We start from the raw sequence: 25,592 nt of genomic DNA, 5'->3' as shown, positions 1-25,592 counted from the left end.
CAATCTGAGCCATGATCAAACTCTTCAGTTTAAATCAAAGATATCGGAAAATGATATCTGATAAATCTAGCTCAAAGTATTAAACAACTTGCATAAAAACAACTAAATGAATTTACTTATGTGTCGCTTACTTTGATAAAGCTTTTGTGCTTCATCTCAACAAGCGCCCACACGAATTATCTGATCTATCTGTTAAAGAGCGTTGCTATCAACACTCAACCGTTTGCGGTGAGTCGTCTCAAGCGAGGTGCGTATTCTACTCAACACCCTGATGAAGTCAACCTTTTTGTTTAAGAATTTTTAGCAAATTCGCAAACGAAGTCGGCGACTTCCTGTTTCACTTTCCACTGTTAAAAGCTCGCGTTAAACGCTGTGCTTTCAATGGGTTAATCAAACAGCTCGGTTTGTGTCAGCGACCGTTTCCGGTGGCTGTCTCAAGCGAGGAGGCGCATTCTACACCGGACAGGCAGAGAGTCAACAGGGACAGCACGAAAAAGTGAATAATTTGTTACGATAGCGTGAATTGTGAGTAACGAGGGTTCTTTTAAGAGCTGGGGTTAATCGCGACGGGATAGCCAGAGGGCATGCAAGCGGCGTTCGCTACAAAGGTTGCTGCGCGTCGGTGATTAAATCAGGTTTTATCGCGACGGGGCGTCGCTCGCTACAAAGATTGTTGATTCTGAGGTTAATCGCGGCGGGGGCGTTGCTCGCTATAAAGATTGTTGATTCTGAGGTTGATCGCGACGGAGGCGTTGCTCGCTACAAAGATTGTTGATTCTGAGGTTAATCGCGACGAGGGCGTCGCTCGCTACAAAGATTGTTGATTCTGGAGTTAATCGCGACGGGGCGTCGCTCGCTACAAAGATTATTGCACGCTGATGGTTGAAGCGGGGTTTAAATCCGATGAGAGAACAACGGTGTGTCGGTGATGAAACGCGTTTGATCCTAGCCACTACCCTGAAAAACCTTGCCTGCCGTATATGTCTTTAAGCAGCAGAGTTTCCTTACTCTTCTGCTTCTGTTTCGGGGGTTTTCCGTTTAACGATGACCGCTAAGACAATCCCTAACTCAAATAGCAACCACATAGGAAGGGCCAGTAGGGTTTGCGAGATAACATCCGGTGGGGTTAATAACATACCCAGTACGAAACATCCGACAATCACGTAGGCCCGCTTCTCTCTCAAGCTGCGCACATCTGTTATGCCACTCCACACCAACAACAAGGTTGCGATGGGAATTTCAAAAACCACCCCAAAGGCAAAGAAAATCTTCAAGACAAAATTAAGATAACTGCTGATATCCGTCATCACGGCGACGTTCTCAGGTCCGACACTGGTAAAGAAGCCAAAGATCAGCGGGAAGACGACGAAGTAAGCAAATGCGATGCCTGTATAAAACAGCACTATGCTAGAGGCCAATAATGGCACGGCCAAGCGCTTCTCATGTTTATATAAACCCGGAGAGATAAAACCCCAGACTTGATGCAGAATAATCGGCATCGCCAAAAAGATAGATAACACTAATGTGAGTTTAAAGGGTGCGAAGAAAGGCGATGTCACATCGGTTGCGATCATACTAGTGCCAGCAGGCAGTAACGCGGTTAACGGTGCAGACACAACTTCATAAAGGTTATTCGCAAAATAAAACAGACAGATAAACAGAATAAGTATTGCCAATAACGCCCGCATCAAACGGCTACGTAATTCTACAAGATGAGAAACAATGGGCTGCTCATCATCAGACTGGTTAGGATCAATCATTAGCCTTGGTCTTTTCCTGTTCAGGCGCTACGGCGATATCCGATTCTTTTTCTATCTGAGTGACATTAGCGTCAACCGCTGGAGCACTATCGGGCTTGGCGGATTGAATGGCAACGGTGTCTGCCGCAGGCGTTCGCATTTCATTGAGTTCCCGATCGAGCTCATCCTTTTGCATCACGATCTGCCGCTTCATTTCGTCTAAGCGTAGTTCTTCATTAATCTCTGACTGAATGCCACTCAACGTGCGTTTTGCTTTACTCACCCATAGACCAACCGTACGAACCGCGATGGGGAGCTTTTCAGGCCCCAGTACGACTAATCCCACGACCGCGATAATCAGCAGTTCTGCAAAACCGATATCAAACATTTACAGCTACCTGTCGGTTACTTATCAGTTTTTGACTCTTCTTTAGCCTGATCTTTGGCTGCAGCCTTATCTACCTCAGCAAAATCAGCATCACTCTCAATCTTTTTTTCTTCTTCTTTCGGCTCTTCATTCATAGCCTTTTTAAAACCTTTCACTGCACCGCCCAGATCACCACCTAGATTGCGTAGCTTCTTAGTACCAAATAGCAGCACAACGATTACCAACAAAATAGCCAACTGCCAAAGACTAATACCACCTAACATATTATTGTTCTCCGTGTTTCAATATGAACGATCGGTATCGTCCATTAAATTATTTTAGACTGCTCACTGCTGCGGACGCTGTATAACGACCCCGCTTATTTATGTTCAGCCCTTGATGCTTTCTCTTCTAGCCCAGACATATCGAAGCGACGAGCCAGTTCATTAATCACCGCTTCAGGACGCTCCCCCAAGTGCGACAATGCAACCAATGAATGAAACCACAAATCAGCCGTTTCATAAACAACATCACTGTTATCGCCACTGACCTGCGCATCTTTCGCTGCCAAGATAGTTTCAGTGGCTTCTTCACCCACCTTTTCTAGGATTTTGTTCAACCCTTTTGCATGTAGACTGGCCACATAGGATTTTTCAGTCGTTGCTGTTTTGCGTTGTTCGAGAATATCGCCCAACTGCGTCAATACATCACTCATATTAGGCCTTACTTATCGTAAATAGTATTTGGATCTTTCAGAACAGGCTCTACAGCCACCCACTCACCCTCTTTCAGGGTTTTATAAAAACAGTGTTCGCGCCCAGTATGGCAAGCGATACCGCCGAGCTGCTCCACGCTCAACAAAATAACATCGTCATCGCAATCGAGACGAATATCATGGAGCTGCTGCACATGCCCCGACTCTTCGCCTTTACGCCATAGCTTTTGCCGCGATCGAGACCAATATATCGCCCTATTTTCTTGAACCGTCAACGCAAGCGCTTCGCGATTCATCCATGCCACCATCAATACCTTACCCGAAGCGAAATCCTGAGCGATCGCGGGCACAAGGCCATCACTATTCCACTTAACCTGTTCTAACCACTGTTCTGACATATGAATATTCTTTATCGTCTAAGCAGGCAAGGATACCTGATCCCCTACAACACTACTATCCCCGAAATACGGGAGGTCGCAGGGTAAATGTTTATTGTTTCAATTCAGTGACGCAATAATAACAAAGCGCCAACACCGCCCAGCAGCCAACTGATCGCGGGCAATTCACGGATCACGAATAACGGATCATCGAAGGACACGCCAGCGGCGATCACCAAGCAGATTAAACCTAACCAACGCCACTTATGGCTGTTTTGTTTATGCAGTTCTTGTCGAGCGATACTCATGGCCAACATATCTCGCCGCCGCGTATCATCCAGATTCTTTAACTGACTCAGCGCATCATAAGCCATTTGCGGTAATTGCGGCATTTTTTCTAACCAATCAGGTGCTTGCTGTTTCATAGAACGGTAGACCGCTTTCGGGCCCATTCGTTCTTTCATCCAGCGTTCGAGATATGGCTGTCCGGTTTGCCACAGATCCAGTTCCGGATAGAGCTGACGTCCCAACCCTTCAATATTCAACAAGGTTTTCTGCAGCAATACCAACTGCGGCTGCACTTCCATATTGAAGCGGCGCGCCGTTTGAAATAATCCCATCAATACCATCCCAAACGAAATATCTTTCAAGGGCTTTTCAAAGATAGGTTCGCAGACACTGCGAATAGCTGTTTCAAACGCCTGCACATTTGTATCGGCAGGCACCCAACCCGAATCAATATGTAATTGAGCAACTTGTCGATAATCTCGCTGAAAAAAAGCCAAGAAGTTACGCGCAAGATAACTTTGATCTTCGGGAGACAGCGAACCGACGATACCAAAATCTACCGCAATGTACTGTGGCGATGAGGGATTTTCTCGCGCTACAAAAATGTTTCCCGGATGCATATCCGCATGAAAGAAACTATCCCGAAACACTTGAGTAAAGAAGATCTCAACGCCCTGCTCCGCTAATTTTTTCATATCCGTATTCTGTGCTTTCAATTGCTCAATATCAGCAACAGGGATGCCATGAATACGCTCCATTACGAGAACGTTTTGCCGCGTTAAATCCCAATAAATCTCAGGTACATACAGTATCGGAGAGTTTTCAAAGTTACGCCTAACCTGAGAGCCATTGGCAGCCTCTTTACGCAAATCGAGCTCATCGAAGATGGTATTTTCATAATCCGCAACAACCTCGACCGGCTTAAGTCGACGCCCTTCAGCCCACAACGCTTCGACTAGGTGAGCCAACGTATAAAGTAAGTCCATATCTTTTTTAATGGTTTTAGCAATACCGGGGCGAATAACTTTAACCACCACTTCCTCACCGTTATACAGCAAGGCCTCATGCACTTGAGCGACTGACGCAGAGGCCATCGGTTGAGCATTAAACTCAGCAAAGAGCTCTTCAACGGGTGCATTTAAGGCAGTTTCAATCAACTTTTGAGAATCAGCGCTTGAAAAAGGCGGCACTCGATCCTGCAGTTTTGTCAGCTCTAATGCCAAATCATCCGATAATAGATCCCGTCGCGTGGACAGCATCTGACCAAACTTAATAAACACCGGGCCTAATTCTTCTAACGCTAAACGTAAGCGCTCACCCTGTGAGCGAGAGCCCACCGGTATGAAGTAACGCCAGAGCATTAATTTTAGTAATAAACGGGCATACCAATGCAAATTAATTTGTTCAAAAAAGGTATCAAGCCGATATCGCGCAAAAACCCGTGCTATTTTGAAAATTCGGAGTAAACGTCGCACCGCTGTTATGTTCCGTGGTAGTTATTCGGGAATAAGGCAGGCATATTGCCCACTTCATCATCGAAGGTAAAGGGCTGCATGATACTCAATATACATCAGGCTAACCCAATTCAGTACGATTTCGGCCCAGTCGCTTTGCCGTATAGAGCGCTTTATCCGCCCGACCGAATAGATGATCCTCGGAGTCATCCGTCTGTACCTCAGTTAATCCAATGGAGAGCGTAATCTGAACCGGTTTACCGTGAAAATTAAATGGGCTTTGGGCAATCGCTTGACGTATTTTATCAACCGCCACCAATGCCTGCTGCGCCGTTGTCCCTGGCATCAGAATAACAAATTCTTCACCACCATAGCGGGCGATAAAATCAGTCGAGCGACTCTGTTGTTTAAGAATACTAGCCACCAGCCGCAGCACCTTATCACCCGCTTGATGACCATAGGTATCATTGATTCGCTTAAACAGATCCAGATCAGCCACGGCGAGAGAAAAGGACTGACCGTAACGACTCCAACGACCAAACTCGGACTTCAGTTGATCATCATAGCCGGCTCGATTTGGTAACGAGGTGAGAGAGTCTGTCATCGCCTTATGTCGTTCAGACTCAACATGCACTTTCATCTGATGAGTCTGTTCTTCCATCTGCTCAAAGCGTTGCTGTAATTGCATATAGCGCTCATAGAGACGCTGTTCACGACGTTCCTCTTGCTGTTTAAACAATTGAACCGAGTGAACAATATTCGATAGCTGAGATGCGACATCACTCTTGAGTTGTTGTAGATCGTTAGCTTCCAACATCACGGTTTGTATCGCCTGAACATCTTGCTCAATATCATGGCTCAATAGATCGAATTCTTCTTTTGCTAAGTCATCCTTCTGAGCCGCTTCGACGCACGCCTGAACTTCACTTAACTGCCCTGTCAAATTTTGCAGATAACTTTCAAATTCCGCACCATTATAGGCGTTAAGGCGTGTCACTAACCTAACAAGATCTTTAATAATCGAGGATAGTCCATTCAATGTGACGCCCTGCTCTATTCGACTAGACAGCTGCCGGGCGAGGCGCGTTTCTCCCGGAGGGATACTCAAACCGGATATTAGACTTAACAGCTCAGTTCCAACCTTCTGTAACAACGCGTCATGCTCATGCTTTAGCTCCGCCTGTTGCCGCCCACGATTAAAATCATCGGTTAAAATGGGTTCTTGTAGCTCAACCAGATCGTTGATAATGCTTGCAATAAAGGCCGGCTTTCCCAAGAACAGGGTTATCCCTTCCTCTAACTGCGCAAGGCGTTGTTTACTCGGATCACTGGTGAGATTAAGGCGCAGTTGATAAACCCACTTATGCAGCCCCTGAAGCAGCCCATTACGGTATTCCTGCTGTTCAATATCCAATCCACGAAGCAGCTTTTCGACTAAGCGCAGTGTATTAGGCTGCCCTGATTGATCCGTTTTGAATTCCTCACTTAAGGTATTGAGGGCATAATCAAGTTGTTCTGACTGACCATCGAGCGCGATAGCCATCTGCATTACTAGGTGCTGGAGCGGCTGATCTTCAAGTTGCGCCTGCAACACATCCATCTGATTAGAAAGTGATTTATAACGCTCTTTCCAGTCTTCCTGTTCCATCCTTAATCCTTACAAACCGGTCAGCCAGTAAATAAATTTCCCCAATGTTATGTCAGTTCAGACCCGACAAGCCAGCCCCAAACGAACAGTAAACCGATAAACAAGCAATAAAAAAGCCGCATTAAGCGGCTTTTTCAAAGAAATCAACGTTTATAACGCTCGTTTTTCCTGTGCAATAAGATACTCTGCTACTTTAAGCATACCAGCATGCCCCCCGGCTTTTTCCGCCGTAATGCGGTATTTACCATTCACAACCAGTGTAGGCACACTCTGAATGCCATAGCCCTTCAGCTTAGACTGACCTTGATTCATACGCATATTGACAGCAAAAGACTGATTCATTTCGATAAACTTATCTTTATCAACACCGAGATCGGCATAGAAATCAGCCAGATCCTCTAGGCTGTTAAAACGACGCCGTTCATTATGCAGCGCGGTAAAAGTTGCCTGATGCGTTTTATCCAACGCTTGCAGAATATCGGCTGAATAATATGCCCGCGCCAACGGTTCCCATGATCGGGAAAAAACCACCGGTACACGCGCAAAGTTAACATCGGAGCTCAGCTTAGTCGTCCAGTGATGTAACATCGGCTCAAAACTAGCACAGTGAGGGCAGAGATAACCAAATGCCTCAACCACCTCAACCTTGGTTTTATCGGCTGTCGGCACTGGCATCGCAATCACATCATAGTTGACGCCTGCTTGATACTCTTCAGCCTGAGCTGTTACTGCAGTGAAGGCAAGCATTAACCCAATCGCAAGCTTTTTCAACATATCTGTATCCCACCTTTCAGAAAATTCAAACTACTGTGACCCACCAAGATGAATCAAGTTCACCCTGAGAACAATATTTTTGCCAATAAAAAAGGCAGCTTAAGCTGCCTTTCCTGACTCAAAGCTGAATCTTACTTAATTCAGGCCTTGAATATAGCTAGCAACGGCTTGAATTTCTTTATCGCTCAGCTTCGCTGCAATAGTACTCATCATCGCTTGTGGGTCATTATTACGCGTCCCAACACGGAAGTTTTTCAATTGAGTTTCAACATATTGCGCATGCTGTCCACCTAACGAAGGATAACCGGCAGAGGCAATACCTTTACCCTGCGCACCGTGACACGCGGTACAAGCGGCAACACCTTTAGATTCAACACCGGCACGATAGATTTTTTCACCGGCTTCAACCAAATCAGCTTTAGCCGCACCAATTTGAATATTTTTCGATGCAAAGTAAGCAGCAATATCCGCTAAATCTTGATCATTCAAATTAGTCAAAAGGCCGGTCATTTCGACAACCTGTCGATCACCCGCTTTAATTTCCTGCAGCTGTTTTAACAGGTAACGTTCGTTCTGTCCTGCCAGCTTAGGAAAGTTTCCGACAGCACTATTGCCATCAGCTCCATGACATGCACCACAGACGGCTACTTTACCTTGCCCTGCAGCAGCATCGCCCGCTGCATGTGCAACACTTATGATACTCACGCTTGCCAGTATGGCAATCAGTAGTTTATTCATCGACTAACCCAGACTCTTGCTATAGATTGCTAACGGTTTCTGCCGCAATCTGAAGCTAATCAGACTGAAACAGGGCGACCAAATCAACACCCGGACTGGTGTAATATTCCTGCCACAGGTAGAATTCCGGCGAGATTATAACCTAATATCCACACAAACTGGAACGATAAATGTCTGCAATAGCAGGCTGATAGGCAAAAAGTATATGTCTTCTCCTCAAATTCAATATCATATGACCCGCTTTAACACTAGCGCCAGCAAACTCAGTCAGTGTCCAGAAGACACCGGAGCCGAGGTCGCATTTGCCGGTCGTTCCAATGCTGGCAAGTCTAGCGCTATCAATACCTTAACCAACGCGAAACTGGCTCGCACCAGTAAAACGCCAGGGCGAACCCAACTGATCAACATCTTCGACACCAATGTTGAAGGCGTCCGTATTGTCGATCTACCAGGCTACGGTTATGCCAAAGTGCCTATCGCTATGAAGGAACACTGGCAAAAGCACCTCAATGATTATTTGCAAAATCGTCAATGCCTGCGCGGAGTGGTATTGATGGTTGATATTCGTCATCCATTAAAAGCGTTCGATCAGATGATGATTGAGTGGTGTGGTGAAGCAGAGATGCCATTACACATTTTGTTGACCAAGGCCGATAAATTAAACCGAGGCGCAGCACAAAATGCGCTGTTGAAAATGAAGCAATTGCTGAGTGTGAAAACCAACCCTTTGCTGACGATACAAACATTTTCAGCCTTGAAAACCACCGGTGTTGATCAATTACGTGAACAGCTCAACCACTGGTTGCTGGATGATCAAGAACAAGCAACAGAAGAAAAATAACCGCTGCTATACTAAGCGGCTACCGGGCAAACAGAAAAAAAGCTCTCGAATCATAGAGGGGGAACAGTTTGATATCGAGAGCGTCATAGCATACGAACCGGTATATGCTATGTAAAAGTAAAATAAGAGCGATCCCTACGATCCCTACGATCCCTAACAAGGCACCAACCTAACTCTTATAGCAAGTTAGATAACCATTATTGGAAAAAGTTCAGGCATCGGCCTCGCCAACAAATCAACAGATTAGCCTCAATGAGCCTGATCCCAGTTATCTCCAATACCGGCTTCCACCAGTAATGGTACATCTAAATCGGCAGCCCCTTGCATCAGCTCAACTAATTGCGCCGTGACCTCATCGATACACGCTTCAGGCACTTCAAGGATCAATTCATCATGCACCTGCATGATCATCTGGGCACCACTCGTGCTATTCTGTAGCCAGTGATCAACAGCGACCATGGCTTTCTTAATAATATCCGCCGCCGTTCCCTGCATCGGCGCATTGATCGCAGTTCGCTCGGCAGCTTGTCGGCGCATACCATTGCTGGCTTTAATCTCTGGCAGATACAAGCGACGCCCAAACAACGTTTCGACATAACCATTTTCTGCCGCCTGCAAGCGAATATCGTCCATATAACGCTGCACACCGGGATACGTAGCAAAGTAATGATCGATATAGGTTTGTGCTTCATTACGGCCGATGCCCAGCTGTTTCGCTAGACCGAAGGCGGACATTCCGTAAATTAAGCCAAAGTTAATCGCCTTCGCACTACGACGCTGATCAGTGGTGACGTTTTCTAATTCAACCCCAAACACTTCTGCCGCCGTTGCTTTATGCACATCTTCCCCTTGCGCGAAAGCATTCAGCAAACCTTGATCCTGTGACAGGTGCGCCATGATACGTAGCTCGATTTGGGAGTAATCCGCCGCCACCAACTTATATCCCTCAGGGGCCACAAAAGCCTGACGAATACGGCGCCCTTCGGAGGAGCGAATAGGGATGTTCTGCAGGTTAGGATCGGATGATGAGAGTCGTCCCGTGGCGGTCACTGCCTGATGATAGGAGGTATGTATCCGTCCTGTGGCTGGATTAATCATCTGTGGCAATTTATCCGTGTAGGTACTCTTCAGTTTGCTCAAGCTACGATGTTCGATAATCATTTTAGGCAGCGGGTAATCCAACGCCAACTCTTGTAACACCTCTTCCGCCGTCGACGGAGCCCCTTTCGGAGTTTTCTTTAAGATCGGTAGCTTTTGCCGTTCAAACAGAATTTCCTGTAACTGTTTCGGTGAGCTCAAATTAAAAGGCCCTCCCGCCAGCTCATGCGCTTTGGCTTCTAATTCGGCCAAACGCACACCATGTTCCCGACTTTGAATCGCCAGCTGTGCCGCATCAACCATCGCGCCTTGCTGCTCCATCCGTGCCAACACTGGAATTAACGGACACTCAATCTCAGTCAATACCCGTTCAAGGGAAGGCGTCCGAGTCAGCTGACCATTAAGCTGCTGATGTAAGCGCAAGGTAATATCGGCATCCTCTGCGGCGTAAGGGCTGGCCTGTTCCATCTCGATCTGATTAAACGTGAGCTGCTTTTTACCTTTTCCGGCAATCTCTTCAAACTTAACCGTCTTCACCCCAAGATAGAAATCAGCCATGGCATCCATATTATGGCGCGTTGCGGTAGAGTTCAGTACATAGGATTCAAGCATGGTATCGAAAGCAATGCCTTGCAGCGCAATGTCATAACGCGCCAAGACATTCATATCATATTTGATATGCTGACCAACTTTCCGATGTGTTTCGCTTTCGAGTAACGGCTTTAGCTGTTGTAGTACAGCCTGACGATCTAACTGAGCCGGTGCGCCCATATAATCATGCGCCAGCGGTAAATAAGCCGCCTTACCTGGCTCAACCGAGAAAGACACACCGATAAGGTTAGCTTCCATATAATTAAGGCTGTCAGTTTCAGTATCAAAGGCAAACAGTTCGGCAGCAGCCAACACATTCAGCCAACGATCAAAATCATCTTGATCTAAAATCGTTTCATAGATAATTTCAGTCGGTAACTGCGCCTGATTTTCCGCCGCTTTAGTATCCATAGCCGCTGCCGCATCTAAATCACTGACCCAAGTGCGAAACTCACACTGCTGAAACAGCGCCAGCAACTGCTCATTATCGGCCACCGGTAACGGTATATCCTCGATACCGCACTCCAATTCGAGATCGGTTTTAATCGTCGCTAACAGATACGAGAGCTCTGCCGCTTGACGATTATCTTGTAGCTTTTTAGCCATGGTTTTCGAACCGCGAAACCCTAACGCAGCTATCTTATCTAGGTTCTCATACAGATCACTAATACCACCGATACCCTGCAGTAATGCCAAGGCCGTTTTTTCACCCACCCCTGGCACCCCAGGAATGTTATCGACTTTATCCCCCATCAACGCCAAATAGTCGATAATCAACGCCGGTGGAATACCGAATTTATCCTTCACCCCATCCACATCCATATGGGAATCATTCATGGTATTAATCAGGCTGACATGCTGATCGACCAGTTGCGCCATATCTTTATCGCCAGTGGAGATAATGGTGTCCAGCCCCTTGGCACTGGCTTCGCGCGCGAGGGTGCCGATCACATCATCAGCCTCAACCCCTGCCACAGAGATCAATGGAAAGCCCATGGCACGTACAATCTGATGAATCGGTTCAATCTGAGCCCGCAAATCATCGGGCATCGAAGGGCGCTGCGCCTTATACTCGGGATAGATATCATCACGGAACGTTTTGCCTTTGGCATCAAACACCACGGCAACCGGGCTGTTAGGATACTGTTTAATTAGGCTACGTAGCATACTGGTGACCAATCTGACGGCTCCGGTTGGAACCCCTTCAGAGGTACGCATATCGGCCTGTTGGGCAGCAAAAAACGCTCGGTACAGGTATGAAGAGCCATCGACTAATATAATAGGAGAAGTATTTGCGGTCATGGTATTGCAGTTATTGTCCGTCAAGGGATATTGTTAGCGGGTTTGGTGTCCGTCAGACACCATCATATTAGATATGCCTCTGACACAGAAGAGGCGACCTCAGTTCACGGAGTGGTTATGAAAAAAATAGTGCTATTGTTGACACTACTATGCTCGTTTTCGATAGTTTCTACAGCGAGTGCCGATGTGCTGCCAGAATTTAATGACGATGATCCGGCTGTCACCATTCGTCAAGGCGATCAAGCCACTTATTACGAATACCGCGTTAATGGCCAACTGATAGAAATAAAAGTCAAACCTACCATCGGTAAAACTTACTACCTGATACCCACGGATGATGGCGAATTTTATCGTTCTGAAGACTCCAATCTGATGCTACCGAAATGGATTCTATTCAGTTGGTAATTTGTTCAACGCAGTAACTAACGAAGCGTAATTTATGGCTGTATACACAAAGATTAGTCGCACCGATCTAGAACAACTGTTACATGATTTCGAGCGGGGTCAGCTAATCGAGTTTCAAGGTATCGACGGTGGCATTGAAAACACGAACTATTTCGTCACCCTCCGCACCGACGCGGGTTTAACCGAAGAGTATGTACTCACACTTTTCGAAGAGTTAAACCAAGAAGAGATGCCCTATTTTGTTGAGCTAACCACTTGGTTGGCTGATCGCGGCTGCCCAGTGCCCTTTCCCTTCAAAGATAGCAACGGCATTGCTCTGAAGACGCTGCATAACCGACCCGCACTGCTACAACCCCGTCTACCCGGTAGACACGTTGAATCCCTAACGCCGGCGCACTGTCATCAGATCGGCACGGCACTCGCCGAGTTTCATCAAGCGGGCCGTGATTTTTATCTACAACGTCAAGCCCATCGTGGCGTGTTCTGGTGGCGGCGAGAATCACAGCACATTGCTAATAAGCTTAACGCTGACGAAGCCGCCCTGTTACGTAACGAGGTGGCACTATTCGATCAATTACGGGAACAACCTTGGAACCTACCTCAAGGCGTGATCCATGGCGATCTATTCTTCGATAACGCCCTGTTTCAGGATGATCAGCTCAGTGCTATTTTGGATATCTACAATGCTTGTAGCGGCTACCTGTTATTTGATCTCGCGATTGTGGCGAATGACTGGTGCATCAATGCCGATGGTTCAATCGATCCACAGCGAGAAACAGCTCTCTTAAACGCCTATGCGGCGGTGCGCCCATTCGAAGCGAATGAATACCTAGCTTGGCCACAGTTGGTACGTACCGCGGCCATGCGCTTCTGGTTATCCCGTCTGATTCCAGCGCTGGACCCCGACTCCACCCAGAAGATCAAAGACCCGCAAGAGCTCAAGCGAATACTGCAATACCGTATCGATCATCCAGCCCAACTACCCTGATCGAAGCGACTAGACAAAACGAGACGAGCGGCGTTTAACCGGCTTTTAATAGCCACTGACCGCTCTGATCGCTATAATCCTTACCTGAATATTTATACAGCTATCTAAAGAAGCCCTTATGGACGTATCCCATCTCCTTGATTCATTAAACGAAGCCCAACGGGAAGCCGTTTCTGCACCGGTGTGTAATATGCTGGTGCTCGCCGGTGCCGGTTCCGGTAAAACCCGCGTGCTAGTGCACCGAATCGCCTGGTTGGTACAAACAGAAGGGCTCTCGCCTTATTCTATTATGGCGGTCACCTTTACCAATAAAGCCGCCAAAGAGATGCGTGGCCGAATTCAAGAGCTAATGGGTATCAATCCCAGCGGCATGTGGGTCGGCACCTTTCATGGCCTAGCGCACCGAATTTTGCGGGCTCATTGGCATGATGCAGGGCTAATGCAAAATTTCCAGATTATGGATTCCGATGATCAACTGCGCCTTATTAAGCGGCTGGCCAAAGAGATGAATCTGGATGATAGCCGCTGGCCTGCCCGTCAGTTTCAGTGGTATATCAATGCGCAGAAAGATGAAGGTTTACGTGCCCGCCATATAGACCCCGGCGGTGATCCTCATGCGCAGGTCATGGCGAATGTTTACGCCGCGTATGAAGAAGCCTGTGATCGCGGCGGTATGGTTGATTTTGGTGAATTACTGCTACGTTCGCTTGAGCTACTGCGAGATCATAAACCAGCCCTGCTAGAACACTATCAAGAACGCTTTCGCTATATTCTGGTGGATGAGTTTCAAGACACGAACTCGATTCAATACGCGTGGCTAAAACTGCTCTGTCAGCCTCTCGATCCACGTCAACCCAAATCCGAAAAGCTGATGGCCGTCGGTGATGATGATCAATCAATTTACGGCTGGCGCGGGGCGAAGATTGAGAATATTCAACGTTTCAATCAAGACTTTAAAGACACCATGGTCATTAAACTGGAGCAAAACTACCGCTCCAGTAATACCATTTTGCAGGCCGCCAACGACGTAATTCGCAATAACCAAGGGCGTTTAGGCAAAGAACTGCACACCGATCAGCCGGATGGCGAACCGATCTCTCTTTATTCGGCATTCAATGAACAGGATGAATCTCGATTTATTGTTGATCAGATCGAAAGTTGGGTAAGCAAGGGCAATCAACGCAGTGAAAGTGCCATTCTGTATCGCTCTAACGCGCAGTCACGGGTGCTTGAGGAAGCCTTAATTCGTGCCGGCATGCCTTACCGTATTTACGGCGGACAACGATTTTATGACCGTTTAGAGATCAAAAATGCCCTCGCTTACCTCCGTTTAGTGAGTAATCGCGAAGATGATACCGCCATGGAACGCGTGATTAATGTGCCCACCCGTGGTATCGGCGGTAAAACCATCGAAGAGATTCGTCTGCATGCGCGTACCGAAGGCATCTCTATGTGGCGGGCAGCCAACGAAGTCATCGAGCTGAATAAACTCACCGCCCGAGCCGCCAATGCACTGCAAGCCTTTATCGATCTGGTGAATCAGATTGCACAGGACACCGAGGGCACGGACCTGCATGAGCAAACAGAACATGCGATTCAAAAATCAGGATTGATCGATCATCATCTAAAAGAAAAAGGTGAAAAAGCGCAGGCAAGAATCGAAAACCTTGAAGAATTAATCAGTGCCGCACGACAATACCTATCGACTTGGCAGCCTGATAAAGAGGGCAACGAAAACAGTACCCCACTCACCGCGTTCCTCGATGATGCGGCGCTCGATGCCGGAGAAGCTCAGGCCGATGAACATCAGGATTCGGTGCAGCTGATGACACTGCACTCCGCCAAAGGGCTGGAATTCCCACTGGTCTTTCTCGCCGGTATGGAAGAGGGACTGTTCCCGCATAAAATGTCCCTAGAAGAAGGTGACCGTCTCGAAGAGGAACGCCGACTCTGCTATGTTGGTATTACCCGTGCGATGCAGAAGCTCTATATTACCTATGCTGAGTCACGACGCCTACATGGCAATGAAACCTTTAACCGGCCCTCCCGCTTTATCCGTGAGATACCGGACAGTTGCTTAGAGGAGGTGCGCTTAAATGCTAGCGTGAGTCGGCCCGTGACGGCGCGACAGCAACAGCGCCCAGCCATGTTCAATCAGGCCGAAGTACCGGATACGCAGATCGTCTTGGGACAGCGTGTCTCTCATGCTATTTTCGGTGACGGCATTGTCGTTAATTACGAAGGATCGGGGCCCAAAGCACGCGTGCAGGTCAATTTCGATGCAGAAGGCAGTAAATGGCTGGTGGTGGGATACGCCAATCTACAAGCGATGTAAGCGACGCTCGCAACGCTTAACTGTGTTTATTTTGTCCACCCTGTCGCCGCGACCCTATTCTGAAACAATCGGAGAGGAACCGACATGTTACACAGAATCTGGCTTGGATTTTTCCTACTAGCCTTTGCCGGCGGCTTATATCAATGGCTTATCGGGGCGGACGCCGCCGTTTTTCAACGGATGGTGCAAGCCACCTTTGATATGTCCAAACTGTCGGTTGAATTAGCGCTAGGGCTAATCGGTACACTCGCCTTTTGGCTCGGCATCATGAAACTCGCCGAAGCCGCAGGGTTAATCACCAAGCTTGCCAATGGCCTCAGTCCATTATTTACTCGGCTGATGCCAGACGTGCCAAAAGGCGATCCGGCCATCGGCTCGATGACCATGAATCTCTCCGCCAATATGCTGGGACTGGATAACGCGGCCACCCCACTCGGTTTGAAAGCGATGCAGGATCTGCAACGACTCAACCCCGATAAAACCCGCGCGACCGATGCCCAAATTTTATTTCTGGTATTAAATACTTCATCGGTCACGCTGTTCCCCATTACCGTGTTTCTCTATCGTGCACAACAGGGAGCAAGCGATCCCACCTCGGTATTTATTCCCATTTTAATGGCCACCTGCTGTTCCACACTGGCCGGATTACTCGCCGTTGCCTGGGTACAGAAGATTCGTCTCTGGGAACGGATAACGCTACTCTATCTAGGTGGTTTTTTCGCGCTATTGCTTGCGTTCATTGGCTATTTTGCCACGCTTACCGTGACTCAGCTGCAGCAGCAATCATCTCTGATTGGCAATCTGATGATTTTTAGTGCCATTATCTGTTTCCTCACCGCCGCCCACCTCAAAGGAGTGAATATCTACGAAACGTTTGTCGAGGGCGCTAAAGAGGGGTTTTCGGTGGCGATTATGATTATCCCCTACTTACTGGCAATGCTGGTGGCGATAGGCGTGTTTCGCGCCAGTGGCGTGATGGATGGTGCGATCTGGCTGCTACGTGAAGGTATTTCATACCTCGGCATCGATACCCGCTTTGTTGATGCGCTGCCCACCGCACTAATGAAGCCGCTGAGCGGTTCGGGGGCTCGCGCCATGATGCTCGACACCATCAATACGCATGGCGTTGATTCGTTTGCCGGACGCTTAGCCGCCATCATTCAAGGATCAACTGAAACCACCTTTTACGTCCTGGCCGTTTACTTCGGTTCGGTGGGTATTCGCCATACGCGGCATGCCTTAGCCTGCGGCCTAACCGCCGATCTGGCGGGCATCATCAGTGCGATTGTGGTGGGCTATTGGTTCTTTGGCTAAGCAGATAACCGCGCCAATAAAAAATAAGGCCATCGACTTACTGACCAAAATCGAGCGCTCGAATATGACCATGGCCATCAATCGCCACTTGAACACATTCTGTCTCTGAGACTTTGCGCAGATCACGACCATCGGGACAACAGCCCCACACTTCAACGTTAATACGTAACGAACTGATACCTTGCTCTTTAATCCGCGTATAAAAACTCAAAATGGTCCCCTCGAGTACTGGCGCCATAAAGCTCATAGCACCAATGGAAACCGTTGCCACCCGCCCTTCGGCGGCCTCCGCGGCACGAATTTCAGCCGCCAAGACTGCCTGAGAGGCAACCCAGCCACCATACACATCGCCAAACATATTCGCCGCCGCACCCGACGCAGGACAGCGAAGGCTAAGTTCGCCTTCAGGCTTGAGCAATGTCTTATCGGTATTCATATCAGGTTACTTCCCAGATCAAGTTATTGTTATCTGCCGGTATTTTACTATTAATTACCCGACGTTGGTCTAGCAAAAAGATGTCTGACCATTTTCTTTCGCGTCGAAAAATATTTCACCTTGTCACATCCCTGTCACACAAGCCCCTTATATTGCCTTCATCGAATTAATACTGATCGTTTTTAAAGCGTATTCAAACCCTACTCTGTGGAGCTTGTAATGAAACCAATGAAGAAAATTTTTGCCGCGGTTGCCCTAGCAACAACTTGCATGACTGCATCCGCATCTGATTTAATCGATGCGAACCTGCCAACTTACAAGAAAGCATCTGGCGTTTCCGGTAACCTGTCTTCTGTTGGTTCAGATACACTGGCTAACCTGATGACTATGTGGGCTGAAGAGTTCAAACGTACTTACCCTAACGTCAACGTGCAGATTCAAGCAGCCGGCTCTTCTACTGCGCCGCCAGCACTGACTGAAGGCACATCGAATCTGGGCCCAATGTCACGTAAAATGAAAGACAAAGAGCTCGGCGCCTTTGAAAAGAAATTTGGCTACAAGCCAACCCCTGTTGCTGTTGCTATTGATGCATTGGCCGTTTTCGTCAACAAAGATAACGCCATTGAAGGCCTGACCATTCCTCAGGTTGATGCAATCTTCTCCTCTACTCGTAAGTGTGGAATGGCTGAAGAAGTCAACACTTGGGGTGATGTTGGTGCGACCGGTTCTATCGCTAATCAAGGCTTCCAGATCTTTGGCCGTAACTCTGTCTCCGGTACTTACGGTTACTTTAAGAAAAAGGCGCTCTGTAAAGGTGACTTCCGTAACAACGTGAACGAGCAACCGGGTTCGGCTTCTGTGGTACAGTCTGTTTCAACTTCATTGAACGGTATCGGTTACTCAGGTATTGGCTACAAGACCTCTTCTGTTCGTGCACTGCCACTGACCAAAAAAGCGGGTACTCCTTTCGTTGCAGCATCACCTGAAAATGCGCTGAACGGTTCTTACCCTCTGGCACGTGCTCTGTATGTTTATGTTAACAAGAAGCCTGGTCAAGACTTAGCGCCACTTGAGCGTGAATTCCTGAAAATGGTGATGGCTAAAGTCGGTCAAGAAGTCGTTGTTAAAGATGGCTACATCCCTCTGCCCGCCTCTCTGGTTGAAAAGCAGATGAAGGAACTCGGCCTGTAAAACAGCCACTGCTCAGGATCTGACCTCAGATCCTGCAACTAACAAAGGAGCCCTCGCAGGCTCCTTTTTAGTTATAAAAGTTTTATTACAGCGCTGTAACATTTCTGTCATCAATTATGTTTATCTTGGCGCCATCACTTTTATCATTGTAGAAATTTGTCATGAATATAGAGAACAGCTCCGCTATTCCTGATCTGGATTTTGATACGCCGGCCGCTCGTCGCGGACGCAAACTCCGGGCACTCAAAGACAAGATGGCCAGCGTCGGCATCGGCTTAGGTGGCATCAGCGTCATCATCGCGATCCTTTTGATCTTTTTCTATCTTCTCTATGAAGTACTGCCGATGTTCCGTTCGGCTGAAGTGCAACCATGGCAACATAACAATCAAATCGTTGAACCCTATGCGCTTCCTGGTGCCGGCAAAACGCTGTATATGGCGATGGAAGAGCAGGCCGAGATCGGTTTACGCGTCACCGATCAAGGAGAGATGGTGTTTTTCAGCACTACCTCGGGTGACATCATCAAACGTCATCAAGCACAGCTACCTCTCAACACCACGATTACTAGCTTTGCGATGGTCTCCGAAAACAGCCGCATGTTTGCCCTAGGCCTGAGTAATGGTCAGGCGATGGTATTTAAACATACCTATAAATCGACCTACCCCGATGGTCAGCGAGTGATCTTGCCCAGCATTACCTTTCCATTGGGCGAACAACCGATCGATGTCGCCTCAAGTCCACTGGAACAACTTACCGTCAGCGGCAGTGATGGTAGCTATGCGCTGATCGGCGGCACTCAGGGAAACCTCCAAGCGATCTTCATCTCGCAAACAGAGAATATGTTTACTGGCGATGTCGAACTTGAGCAATCCACAACCCATCTGCCAGATCTCGGTATCAAAATAAAGAAAATGCTACTGATGCCTGATCTGGCTTGGTTATTTGTCGCCGGCGAGAACGGTAAAATGGCGGTGGTTAGTCTACGCAATAAAGACGAACCCATCATCACTCAAGTGCTCAACGCGTCATCGAGTAAGATCACCACCTTTGATCTTTTATTGGGCGGTAACGCCATTCTGCTTGGCAACGCCAAAGGTGAAGTTTCACAATGGTTCTTAGTACGTGACGATCAAGGTCAGTGGCAAATGACTAAAATCCGTTCATTTGACACCGGTAATACCTCCGTCACCGATCTCGCTATTGAGCACCGCCGTAAAGGCTTTGCTACCATCGATACCGCAGGCGACCTGCGTCTCTATAACAGCACGGCTAACGCAAACGTGCTGGTCAAAAATGTCACGCAAGCGGATGCTTCGATGATCACGCTGGGGCCACGAGCCAATGCGGCGTTGATTGAACAGGCCGGTAAGCTGACGCTGCTGCATATCGATAATGAGCACCCAGAAGTCTCTTGGAGTTCGCTCTGGGGTAAAGTTTGGTATGAAGGCTATGAAGAGCCTAGCTACATCTGGCAGTCATCTGCGGCTAACAATGATTTCGAGCCTAAATTTAGCTTGATGCCGCTGGCTTTCGGCACCCTGAAGGCAGCTTTTTATGCCATGATACTGGCAACGCCGTTAGCCATCTGCGGCGCCATCTATACCGCTTATTTCATGGTGCCATCGCTACGTCGCAAAGTTAAACCGTTTATAGAGTTGATGGAAGCACTGCCTACCGTGATCCTTGGCTTTTTAGCGGGTCTCTGGCTCGCTCCCTTTATGGAGGAGAACTTACCAGGCATTTTTGTCACACTGTTATTACTGCCGCTGGCCGTCCTCGCCTTTGCCTTTGCTTGGGCGCAGATGCCGAAGCAGATTCGCTGGCTGGTACCGGATGGCTGGGATGCTTTACTCCTCATTCCCGTGATTATGTTGGCAACGTGGGTCAGTATCAGCATTAGCCCCTCAATCGAGCTCGTGCTATTTGACGGCAACATGCGCCACTGGTTAACCAACGATCTGGGAATCGCCTATGATCAGCGCAACGCGATGGTCATCGGTATTGCCATGGGCTTTGCCGTCATTCCGACTATTTTCTCGATCACCGAGGACGCCATCTTCGCGGTGCCTAAGCATCTCAGCTATGGCTCACTGGCACTGGGAGCAACCCCTTGGCAAACGCTGACACGCGTGGTGATGCCGACCGCGAGCCCGGGTATTTTTTCCGCGGTTATGATTGGCATGGGTCGAGCGGTTGGTGAAACGATGATCGTATTAATGGCCACCGGCAACACACCGATTATGGATGTCAATATCTTTGAAGGCATGCGTACTCTAGCGGCCAATATCGCTGTCGAAATGCCGGAATCTGAAGTCGGTAGTACACACTACCGCATCCTTTTCTTGGCTGCCTTTGTGCTATTTATGTTTACCTTTGCGGTCAACACTCTGGCGGAGACCATCCGTCAACGGCTACGCAATAAATATGGCTCCCTGTAACCTGAGCTGTTGAGGAAATAACAGATATGAACATCTCTGCAAAAGAATGGTTTAAATCCGGCTCACCGTGGGTGTGGATGAATGCCGCTGCCGTCGCCATCTGTATCATTATGGTTGTCGGCCTACTGGGCTTGATTGCGGTACGAGGACTGAGTCACTTTTGGCCAGCAGGCATCGTGCAAGGCTCCTATACGATTGATGCTCAATCGAAAACGGTCGTCGGCGAAATTGTTGAAACCAATGAAGTGCTCACCAAGCAGTTACTTGAGGCCGGCATCAAACTAACAACCGATGATGAATTTTCCACTCGTCATCTGCTTAAAGTCGGTAACCGTGATATATACGGTTCTGACTTTACTTGGGCGCTGGAGGCTTTTTTCACAGAGCAAACCTATCCAGAAATGCTGTTTACCGCCGAACGGCGCGAATGGGGCAATCTGTACGGTTATCTCCGTTCACTGAAACAAGACGGTACCGAGATCGCTCGCTTCGATGGCTATGAAAAATCATCTGACTATATTGCTCTCTGGAGCGAACTAAATGAGCGGCTTGAACGTGTGCTGCAAATTCATGACGATATTCTCGAGATTGAGAAGCATGAAATCGGTGCTATCAACTATGAACTGGAACGCCTCCGACTGAAAGAGCGAGGCTTACAGTTGGATAACGTCACGGACTCAGCGCCATTCGAAGCGATTAATCAGCAGCGTAAAGTATTAGATCTTGCCTATGAAGATTTACAACAACGCTTAATCGACCTGTATACACAGATTAACCGTGACTCATTAACGGCGGAAGTCGCTGGGGGACAGGTTGTTGAAGTTCAATTGGCTAAGATTGTTCGTATCTTCCGCCCGAATGATATGCACATGGGCCAGAAAATGATCCATTATGCGGCTAAGCTGTGGGAGTTTGTCAGCGATGATCCTCGGGAAGCCAATACCGAAGGCGGTATCTTCCCGGCTATTTTCGGTACCGTGATGATGGTGCTGCTGATGTCGCTGTTGGTCACTCCTTTTGGGGTGATCGCCGCCGTTTATCTGCGCGAGTATGCGAAGCAGGGTTTTGTCACTCGACTCATTCGTATCGCGGTGAATAACCTGGCCGGCGTGCCGTCGATTGTCTATGGTGTGTTTGGTCTAGGCTTCTTTGTTTACTTCCTAGGCGGTAACATTGACGATCTGTTTTTCGCCGCCGCCAAACCCGCGCCAACGTTTGGTACTCCGGGTTTGATGTGGGCCTCTCTAACACTCGCCCTACTGACGGTACCCGTGGTGATTGTTGCCACTGAAGAAGGTTTGAGTCGTATTCCTCGTGCCCTGCGAGAAGGCAGTTTGGCGCTGGGAGCGACGAAGTTTGAAACACTGATGAAGGTGGTCCTACCCATGGCAAGCCCGGCGATGATGACCGGTGTCATCTTGGCGATTGCTCGGGCTGCCGGTGAAGTGGCGCCATTGATGCTAGTTGGGGTGGTTAAACTGGCCCCGAGCCTACCCTTGGATGGCAACTACCCCTTCATCCACTTGGATCAGAAATTTATGCACCTGGGTTTCCACATCTATGATGTGGGCTTCCAGAGCCCCAACGTTGAGGCAGCTCGGCCACTGGTTTATGCCACCGCCCTGCTCTTGGTTTTGGTTATCGCATTGCTGAACATGTCAGCCATTGCGATCCGTAACCATTTACGCGAAAAATATAAAGCGCTTGAGATGTAAGCCGCATACTAGATAGGTTTAATGATGACTATGGAAGCTAAGACCCATTCAATCGATATTTCCGCTCTTCAGCGTCAGAATCAAAGTCTGCGCCTTGAAGATGAGACCATTGCCCTGACAGTTCGCGATCTCGAGCTGTTCTACGGCGATAAACGCGCCCTGCATGGCGTGAGCATGGATATTCCCAAAAACCGAGTCACCGCCTTTATCGGCCCATCGGGTTGTGGTAAATCGACCCTATTACGCTGCTTTAACCGGATGAACGATCTGGTCGATAGCTGCCGTATTAAAGGTAACATGAGCCTGTACGGCGAGAACATCTATGAACGTGGCATCGATGTAGCCGATCTACGTCGCCGTGTTGGCATGGTGTTTCAGAAGCCCAATCCATTCCCTAAAAGCATTTATGAAAATGTTGCTTACGGTTTACGGATTCAGGGTATTAATAAAAAACGCGTGATCGATGAAACCGTTGAGTGGGCACTGAAATCCGCGGCCCTCTGGGACGAAGTCAAAGATCGCCTGCACGAAAGCGCACTGGGCATGTCCGGTGGTCAGCAGCAGCGCTTAGTAATCGCCCGTACCATCGCCGTGAAGCCCGAAGTGTTATTATTGGATGAACCGGCCTCGGCACTAGATCCTATCTCCACACTGAAGATAGAAGAGCTGATTAACGAACTTAAAAAAGACTTCACGATCGTGATTGTGACTCACAATATGCAGCAAGCCGCGCGTGTTTCCGACTACACGGCCTTTATGTATATGGGCGATCTCATCGAGTTTGGTGTCACCGATCGCTTGTTCACTAATCCAGAGAAAAAACAAACAGAAGACTATATTACTGGTCGCTACGGTTAATTAGGGGAGCATCAAAGTGAGTTACGAACAGGATCATCATAGCAGTCACATCTCCCAGAGCTTCAATGAAGAGCTGGAGCAGATTCGCACCGAACTGCTAACAATGGGCGGCCTCGTTGAACGGCAATTAACCGATGCCGTCGACGCACTGGTCTCGGGTGATACCGAGCAGGCCGATCAAGCCCGTAAAAGCGATCAGGCGATCAATGATATGGAAATCATGATCGATGAACAATGCACCCTGATCATCGCCCGTCGTCAGCCTACCGCCGCCGATTTGCGACTGATTATCTCAGTCAGCAAAGCCGTTAGCGATCTAGAGCGTATCGGCGATGAAACCAGCCGCATCTGCCGTTACGCCATCGAACTAGCCAATGACGGCAAAAATATCCGTGGTTATCAGGAAGTTCGCCACATTGGCAATCTCGTTCGCGATATGCTGCAAAACTGCTTAACGGCATTTGCCCGCAGTGATGCGGAGATGGCCTATAAGGTTGCCAAGCAGGATAAAGAGGTGGATTCAGAGTACCGCACCGCCATGCGCTCTTTGATGACCTATATGATGGAAGACCCGCGTTATATCACCAGCATTATGAACGTGATGTGGATCTTACGCAGTATCGAGCGGATTGGCGATTATGCCCGCAATATGGCTGAACACCTAATCTATTTGGTCAGCGGCACTGACGTCCGTCATAGCAGTCTAAAAGAGATTAAGCGCACAGTACGCGAAGTCGAGCATAAGAAATAAATCGCGCGATAATGTACATCAAAGGCAGCCTTCGAGCTGCCTTTCTGCGGTTTAGGCCGTTAACGCGAGTGCGCTAAACCGTCAAAGCGTGACGATACGTAAGCCAATCTTACCGCCGCTAATCGGTGCCGCGGTGAGTAAAAAGCCATGCGCCTCAAATTTACCGGTGTTCTTTAACACCGACAGCATATCAGAGGATAGACTGCCACCACTCCATCCCGGCTCTAATTGTTTCATCCACTGTAAAAAAACAGCATCCAGATCCCACAGCTCGCCTTGCATATCACAAGTCGCTTCGCCAATTTTGCGTGACGGATGCTTCCTGCCACCCAGTTTTCCCTGAGGGCTCTTCTTTAAATCAACTGGCACACTTTCACCCTAATATCATGACATCTGTTCAGCGCACGGTAATCCGTTGGTTACTAACGCCTATGTTAATGATCTTCATTACACATACAATGTGCAAATATTATCGTAATTAGCACATAGCTTGCACTCACCTAGCGAGCATTAATTGCTAAAATCTACCCTCAGTGGCAACGGCTTACAAAGCCTCTAAAGGCAAACAATAAGCCTCATCTCGCCTCAAACTTGAAATAGCCGCGGTATCTAACACACTAACAATAATCGGCAAACGGCGGGAAACGCGCTATCAAAGCGTCTCTTCCGAGGGCTCTTAAACGTTTAATGTTGCGCTCGGGGATTTGTTCTGGATGGGCATAATGAGCCAGCGCCCGACTCACCTCGGCTTCTCGAATAAGATGAAACGTGGGCCAGGGTGCTCGATTACTCCAATGACTCAGATCATCTGCAGCCACACCGGCAAACAGATAGCCGGGATGAAAGCTTGCCAATTGTAACACCCCTTCCAGGCCAGCCTGTTGTAACAAGCTTTCAAACAAGCGTAAATGATCGAGATAATCGTAAAAATCTTCCAAGCCGGTTGGCACAATAAACAGCGTGGTGGAGATGGTTTGCTCATCGGCCGCGAGGAGCCGCTCAACTTCCGCCAAAAAAGCGCGTGTCAGGGCGGCGTCATTGTCAGCATCGGTAATCGCGAAACGCAGCGTCTCATCCTTAACAACCGGCGCAGCAAAGGGACAAAGGTTTAAGCCAACAACCATCGTCTCGACCCATAACCGAGTCATCTGTTCTATCTGTTCTACTGAATAGCTTTGTTGCGCTTTAACCATCTTGTTCACTTCACTCTGAGCCATGCCAAACCAATA

General features: G+C 48.3%; 23 protein-coding genes. 10 read left to right on the top strand and 13 right to left on the bottom strand.

What is annotated here, in order from left to right; translation table 11 throughout:
- Positions 1-1,004: 1,004 nt before the first annotated feature.
- The 9 genes from tatC to Q4488_RS03520 form a co-directional block, all read right to left on the bottom strand.
- Positions 1,005-1,760, bottom strand: a complete 756-nt coding sequence (tatC, locus tag Q4488_RS03560; RefSeq protein WP_303579082.1) for a twin-arginine translocase subunit TatC — start codon at positions 1,758-1,760, stop codon at positions 1,005-1,007.
- Entirely contained in the window at positions 1,753-2,127 is a 375-nt protein-coding gene (gene tatB / locus Q4488_RS03555) for a Sec-independent protein translocase protein TatB (protein ID WP_303579081.1), read from the bottom strand. The genes tatC and tatB overlap by 8 nt, the downstream gene beginning before the upstream one ends.
- 17 nt (positions 2,128-2,144) lie before the next feature.
- A complete protein-coding gene (gene tatA, locus Q4488_RS03550) occupies positions 2,145-2,390 on the bottom strand; it encodes a Sec-independent protein translocase subunit TatA (RefSeq protein WP_303579080.1) in 246 nt (81 codons plus the stop codon).
- A 95-nt stretch (positions 2,391-2,485) separates the two neighbouring features.
- Entirely contained in the window at positions 2,486-2,821 is a 336-nt protein-coding gene (locus tag Q4488_RS03545) for a phosphoribosyl-ATP diphosphatase (protein WP_303579079.1), read from the bottom strand.
- Between the two features lie 8 nt (positions 2,822-2,829).
- Positions 2,830-3,219 carry a phosphoribosyl-AMP cyclohydrolase gene (gene hisI, locus Q4488_RS03540; RefSeq protein ID WP_303579078.1) on the bottom strand — a complete coding sequence of 130 codons (390 nt, stop codon included), beginning with the start codon at positions 3,217-3,219 and terminating at the stop codon, positions 2,830-2,832.
- A 104-nt stretch (positions 3,220-3,323) separates the two neighbouring features.
- A complete protein-coding gene (gene ubiB / locus Q4488_RS03535; protein ID WP_303579077.1) occupies positions 3,324-4,961 on the bottom strand; it encodes a ubiquinone biosynthesis regulatory protein kinase UbiB in 1,638 nt (545 codons plus the stop codon).
- Positions 4,962-5,061: 100 nt separating this feature from the next.
- The gene (locus Q4488_RS03530) at positions 5,062-6,588 is read right to left on the bottom strand and encodes a GGDEF domain-containing protein (protein WP_303579076.1); all 1,527 of its coding nucleotides are present in this window, start codon (positions 6,586-6,588) and stop codon (positions 5,062-5,064) included.
- 150 nt (positions 6,589-6,738) lie between these two features.
- Entirely contained in the window at positions 6,739-7,362 is a 624-nt protein-coding gene (locus Q4488_RS03525) for a thiol:disulfide interchange protein DsbA/DsbL (protein WP_303579075.1), read from the bottom strand.
- Positions 7,363-7,497: 135 nt separating this feature from the next.
- Positions 7,498-8,100, bottom strand: a complete 603-nt coding sequence (locus Q4488_RS03520; protein ID WP_303579074.1) for a cytochrome c — start codon at positions 8,098-8,100, stop codon at positions 7,498-7,500.
- A gap of 205 nt (positions 8,101-8,305) precedes the next feature.
- On the opposite strand from Q4488_RS03520, the gene yihA reads away from it, so the two are divergent.
- Positions 8,306-8,941: a ribosome biogenesis GTP-binding protein YihA/YsxC gene (gene yihA / locus Q4488_RS03515; RefSeq protein WP_303579073.1), complete on the top strand. Its 636-nt coding sequence runs from the start codon at positions 8,306-8,308 to the stop codon at positions 8,939-8,941.
- 249 nt (positions 8,942-9,190) lie between these two features.
- On the opposite strand, the gene polA is transcribed toward yihA, so the two are convergent.
- Entirely contained in the window at positions 9,191-11,932 is a 2,742-nt protein-coding gene (gene polA / locus Q4488_RS03510) for a DNA polymerase I (protein ID WP_303579072.1), read from the bottom strand.
- 117 nt (positions 11,933-12,049) lie between these two features.
- On the opposite strand from polA, the gene Q4488_RS03505 reads away from it, so the two are divergent.
- From Q4488_RS03505 to Q4488_RS03490, 4 genes are all read left to right on the top strand, one after another.
- Positions 12,050-12,337 (top strand): DUF2782 domain-containing protein, encoded by a 288-nt coding sequence (locus Q4488_RS03505; RefSeq protein WP_303579071.1) that lies wholly within the window; start codon positions 12,050-12,052, stop codon positions 12,335-12,337.
- Positions 12,338-12,371: 34 nt separating this feature from the next.
- Positions 12,372-13,325 carry a homoserine kinase gene (locus tag Q4488_RS03500; RefSeq protein ID WP_303579070.1) on the top strand — a complete coding sequence of 318 codons (954 nt, stop codon included), beginning with the start codon at positions 12,372-12,374 and terminating at the stop codon, positions 13,323-13,325.
- A 118-nt stretch (positions 13,326-13,443) separates the two neighbouring features.
- A complete protein-coding gene (uvrD, locus tag Q4488_RS03495; RefSeq protein ID WP_303579069.1) occupies positions 13,444-15,660 on the top strand; it encodes a DNA helicase II in 2,217 nt (738 codons plus the stop codon).
- Positions 15,661-15,744: 84 nt separating this feature from the next.
- Positions 15,745-16,974 (top strand): nucleoside recognition domain-containing protein, encoded by a 1,230-nt coding sequence (locus tag Q4488_RS03490; RefSeq protein ID WP_303579068.1) that lies wholly within the window; start codon positions 15,745-15,747, stop codon positions 16,972-16,974.
- A 37-nt stretch (positions 16,975-17,011) separates the two neighbouring features.
- Here Q4488_RS03490 and Q4488_RS03485 read toward each other — a convergent pair whose 3' ends face one another.
- Positions 17,012-17,410, bottom strand: coding sequence for an acyl-CoA thioesterase (locus tag Q4488_RS03485; RefSeq protein ID WP_303579067.1), 399 nt, complete (start codon positions 17,408-17,410; stop codon positions 17,012-17,014).
- 219 nt (positions 17,411-17,629) lie between these two features.
- Here Q4488_RS03485 and Q4488_RS03480 point away from each other — a divergent pair, with 219 nt between their 5' ends.
- The 5 genes from Q4488_RS03480 to phoU all read left to right on the top strand — a co-directional run bounded on the left by Q4488_RS03480 (position 17,630) and on the right by phoU (position 24,363).
- Positions 17,630-18,601 carry a PstS family phosphate ABC transporter substrate-binding protein gene (locus Q4488_RS03480; protein ID WP_303579066.1) on the top strand — a complete coding sequence of 324 codons (972 nt, stop codon included), beginning with the start codon at positions 17,630-17,632 and terminating at the stop codon, positions 18,599-18,601.
- Between the two features lie 161 nt (positions 18,602-18,762).
- Positions 18,763-21,039, top strand: a complete 2,277-nt coding sequence (locus Q4488_RS03475) for an ABC transporter permease subunit (protein WP_303579065.1) — start codon at positions 18,763-18,765, stop codon at positions 21,037-21,039.
- Between the two features lie 26 nt (positions 21,040-21,065).
- Positions 21,066-22,754, top strand: coding sequence for a phosphate ABC transporter permease PstA (gene pstA, locus Q4488_RS03470; protein ID WP_303579064.1), 1,689 nt, complete (start codon positions 21,066-21,068; stop codon positions 22,752-22,754).
- 24 nt (positions 22,755-22,778) lie between these two features.
- Positions 22,779-23,612 (top strand): phosphate ABC transporter ATP-binding protein PstB, encoded by an 834-nt coding sequence (pstB, locus tag Q4488_RS03465; RefSeq protein ID WP_303579086.1) that lies wholly within the window; start codon positions 22,779-22,781, stop codon positions 23,610-23,612.
- A gap of 16 nt (positions 23,613-23,628) precedes the next feature.
- A complete protein-coding gene (gene phoU / locus Q4488_RS03460) occupies positions 23,629-24,363 on the top strand; it encodes a phosphate signaling complex protein PhoU (protein ID WP_303579063.1) in 735 nt (244 codons plus the stop codon).
- Positions 24,364-24,444: 81 nt separating this feature from the next.
- On the opposite strand, the gene Q4488_RS03455 is transcribed toward phoU, so the two are convergent.
- Entirely contained in the window at positions 24,445-24,732 is a 288-nt protein-coding gene (locus Q4488_RS03455; protein ID WP_303579062.1) for a hypothetical protein, read from the bottom strand.
- A 248-nt stretch (positions 24,733-24,980) separates the two neighbouring features.
- Complete coding sequence (locus tag Q4488_RS03450; protein WP_303579061.1) at positions 24,981-25,580, bottom strand: DUF1415 domain-containing protein; 600 nt, start codon at positions 25,578-25,580, stop codon at positions 24,981-24,983.
- Between the last annotated feature and the right edge of the window lie 12 nt (positions 25,581-25,592).

This window comes from Amphritea sp. 1_MG-2023 (assembly GCF_030547545.1).
Taxonomy (GTDB): domain Bacteria; phylum Pseudomonadota; class Gammaproteobacteria; order Pseudomonadales; family Balneatricaceae; genus Amphritea.
This window is presented reverse-complemented; position numbering and strand designations above follow the sequence as displayed.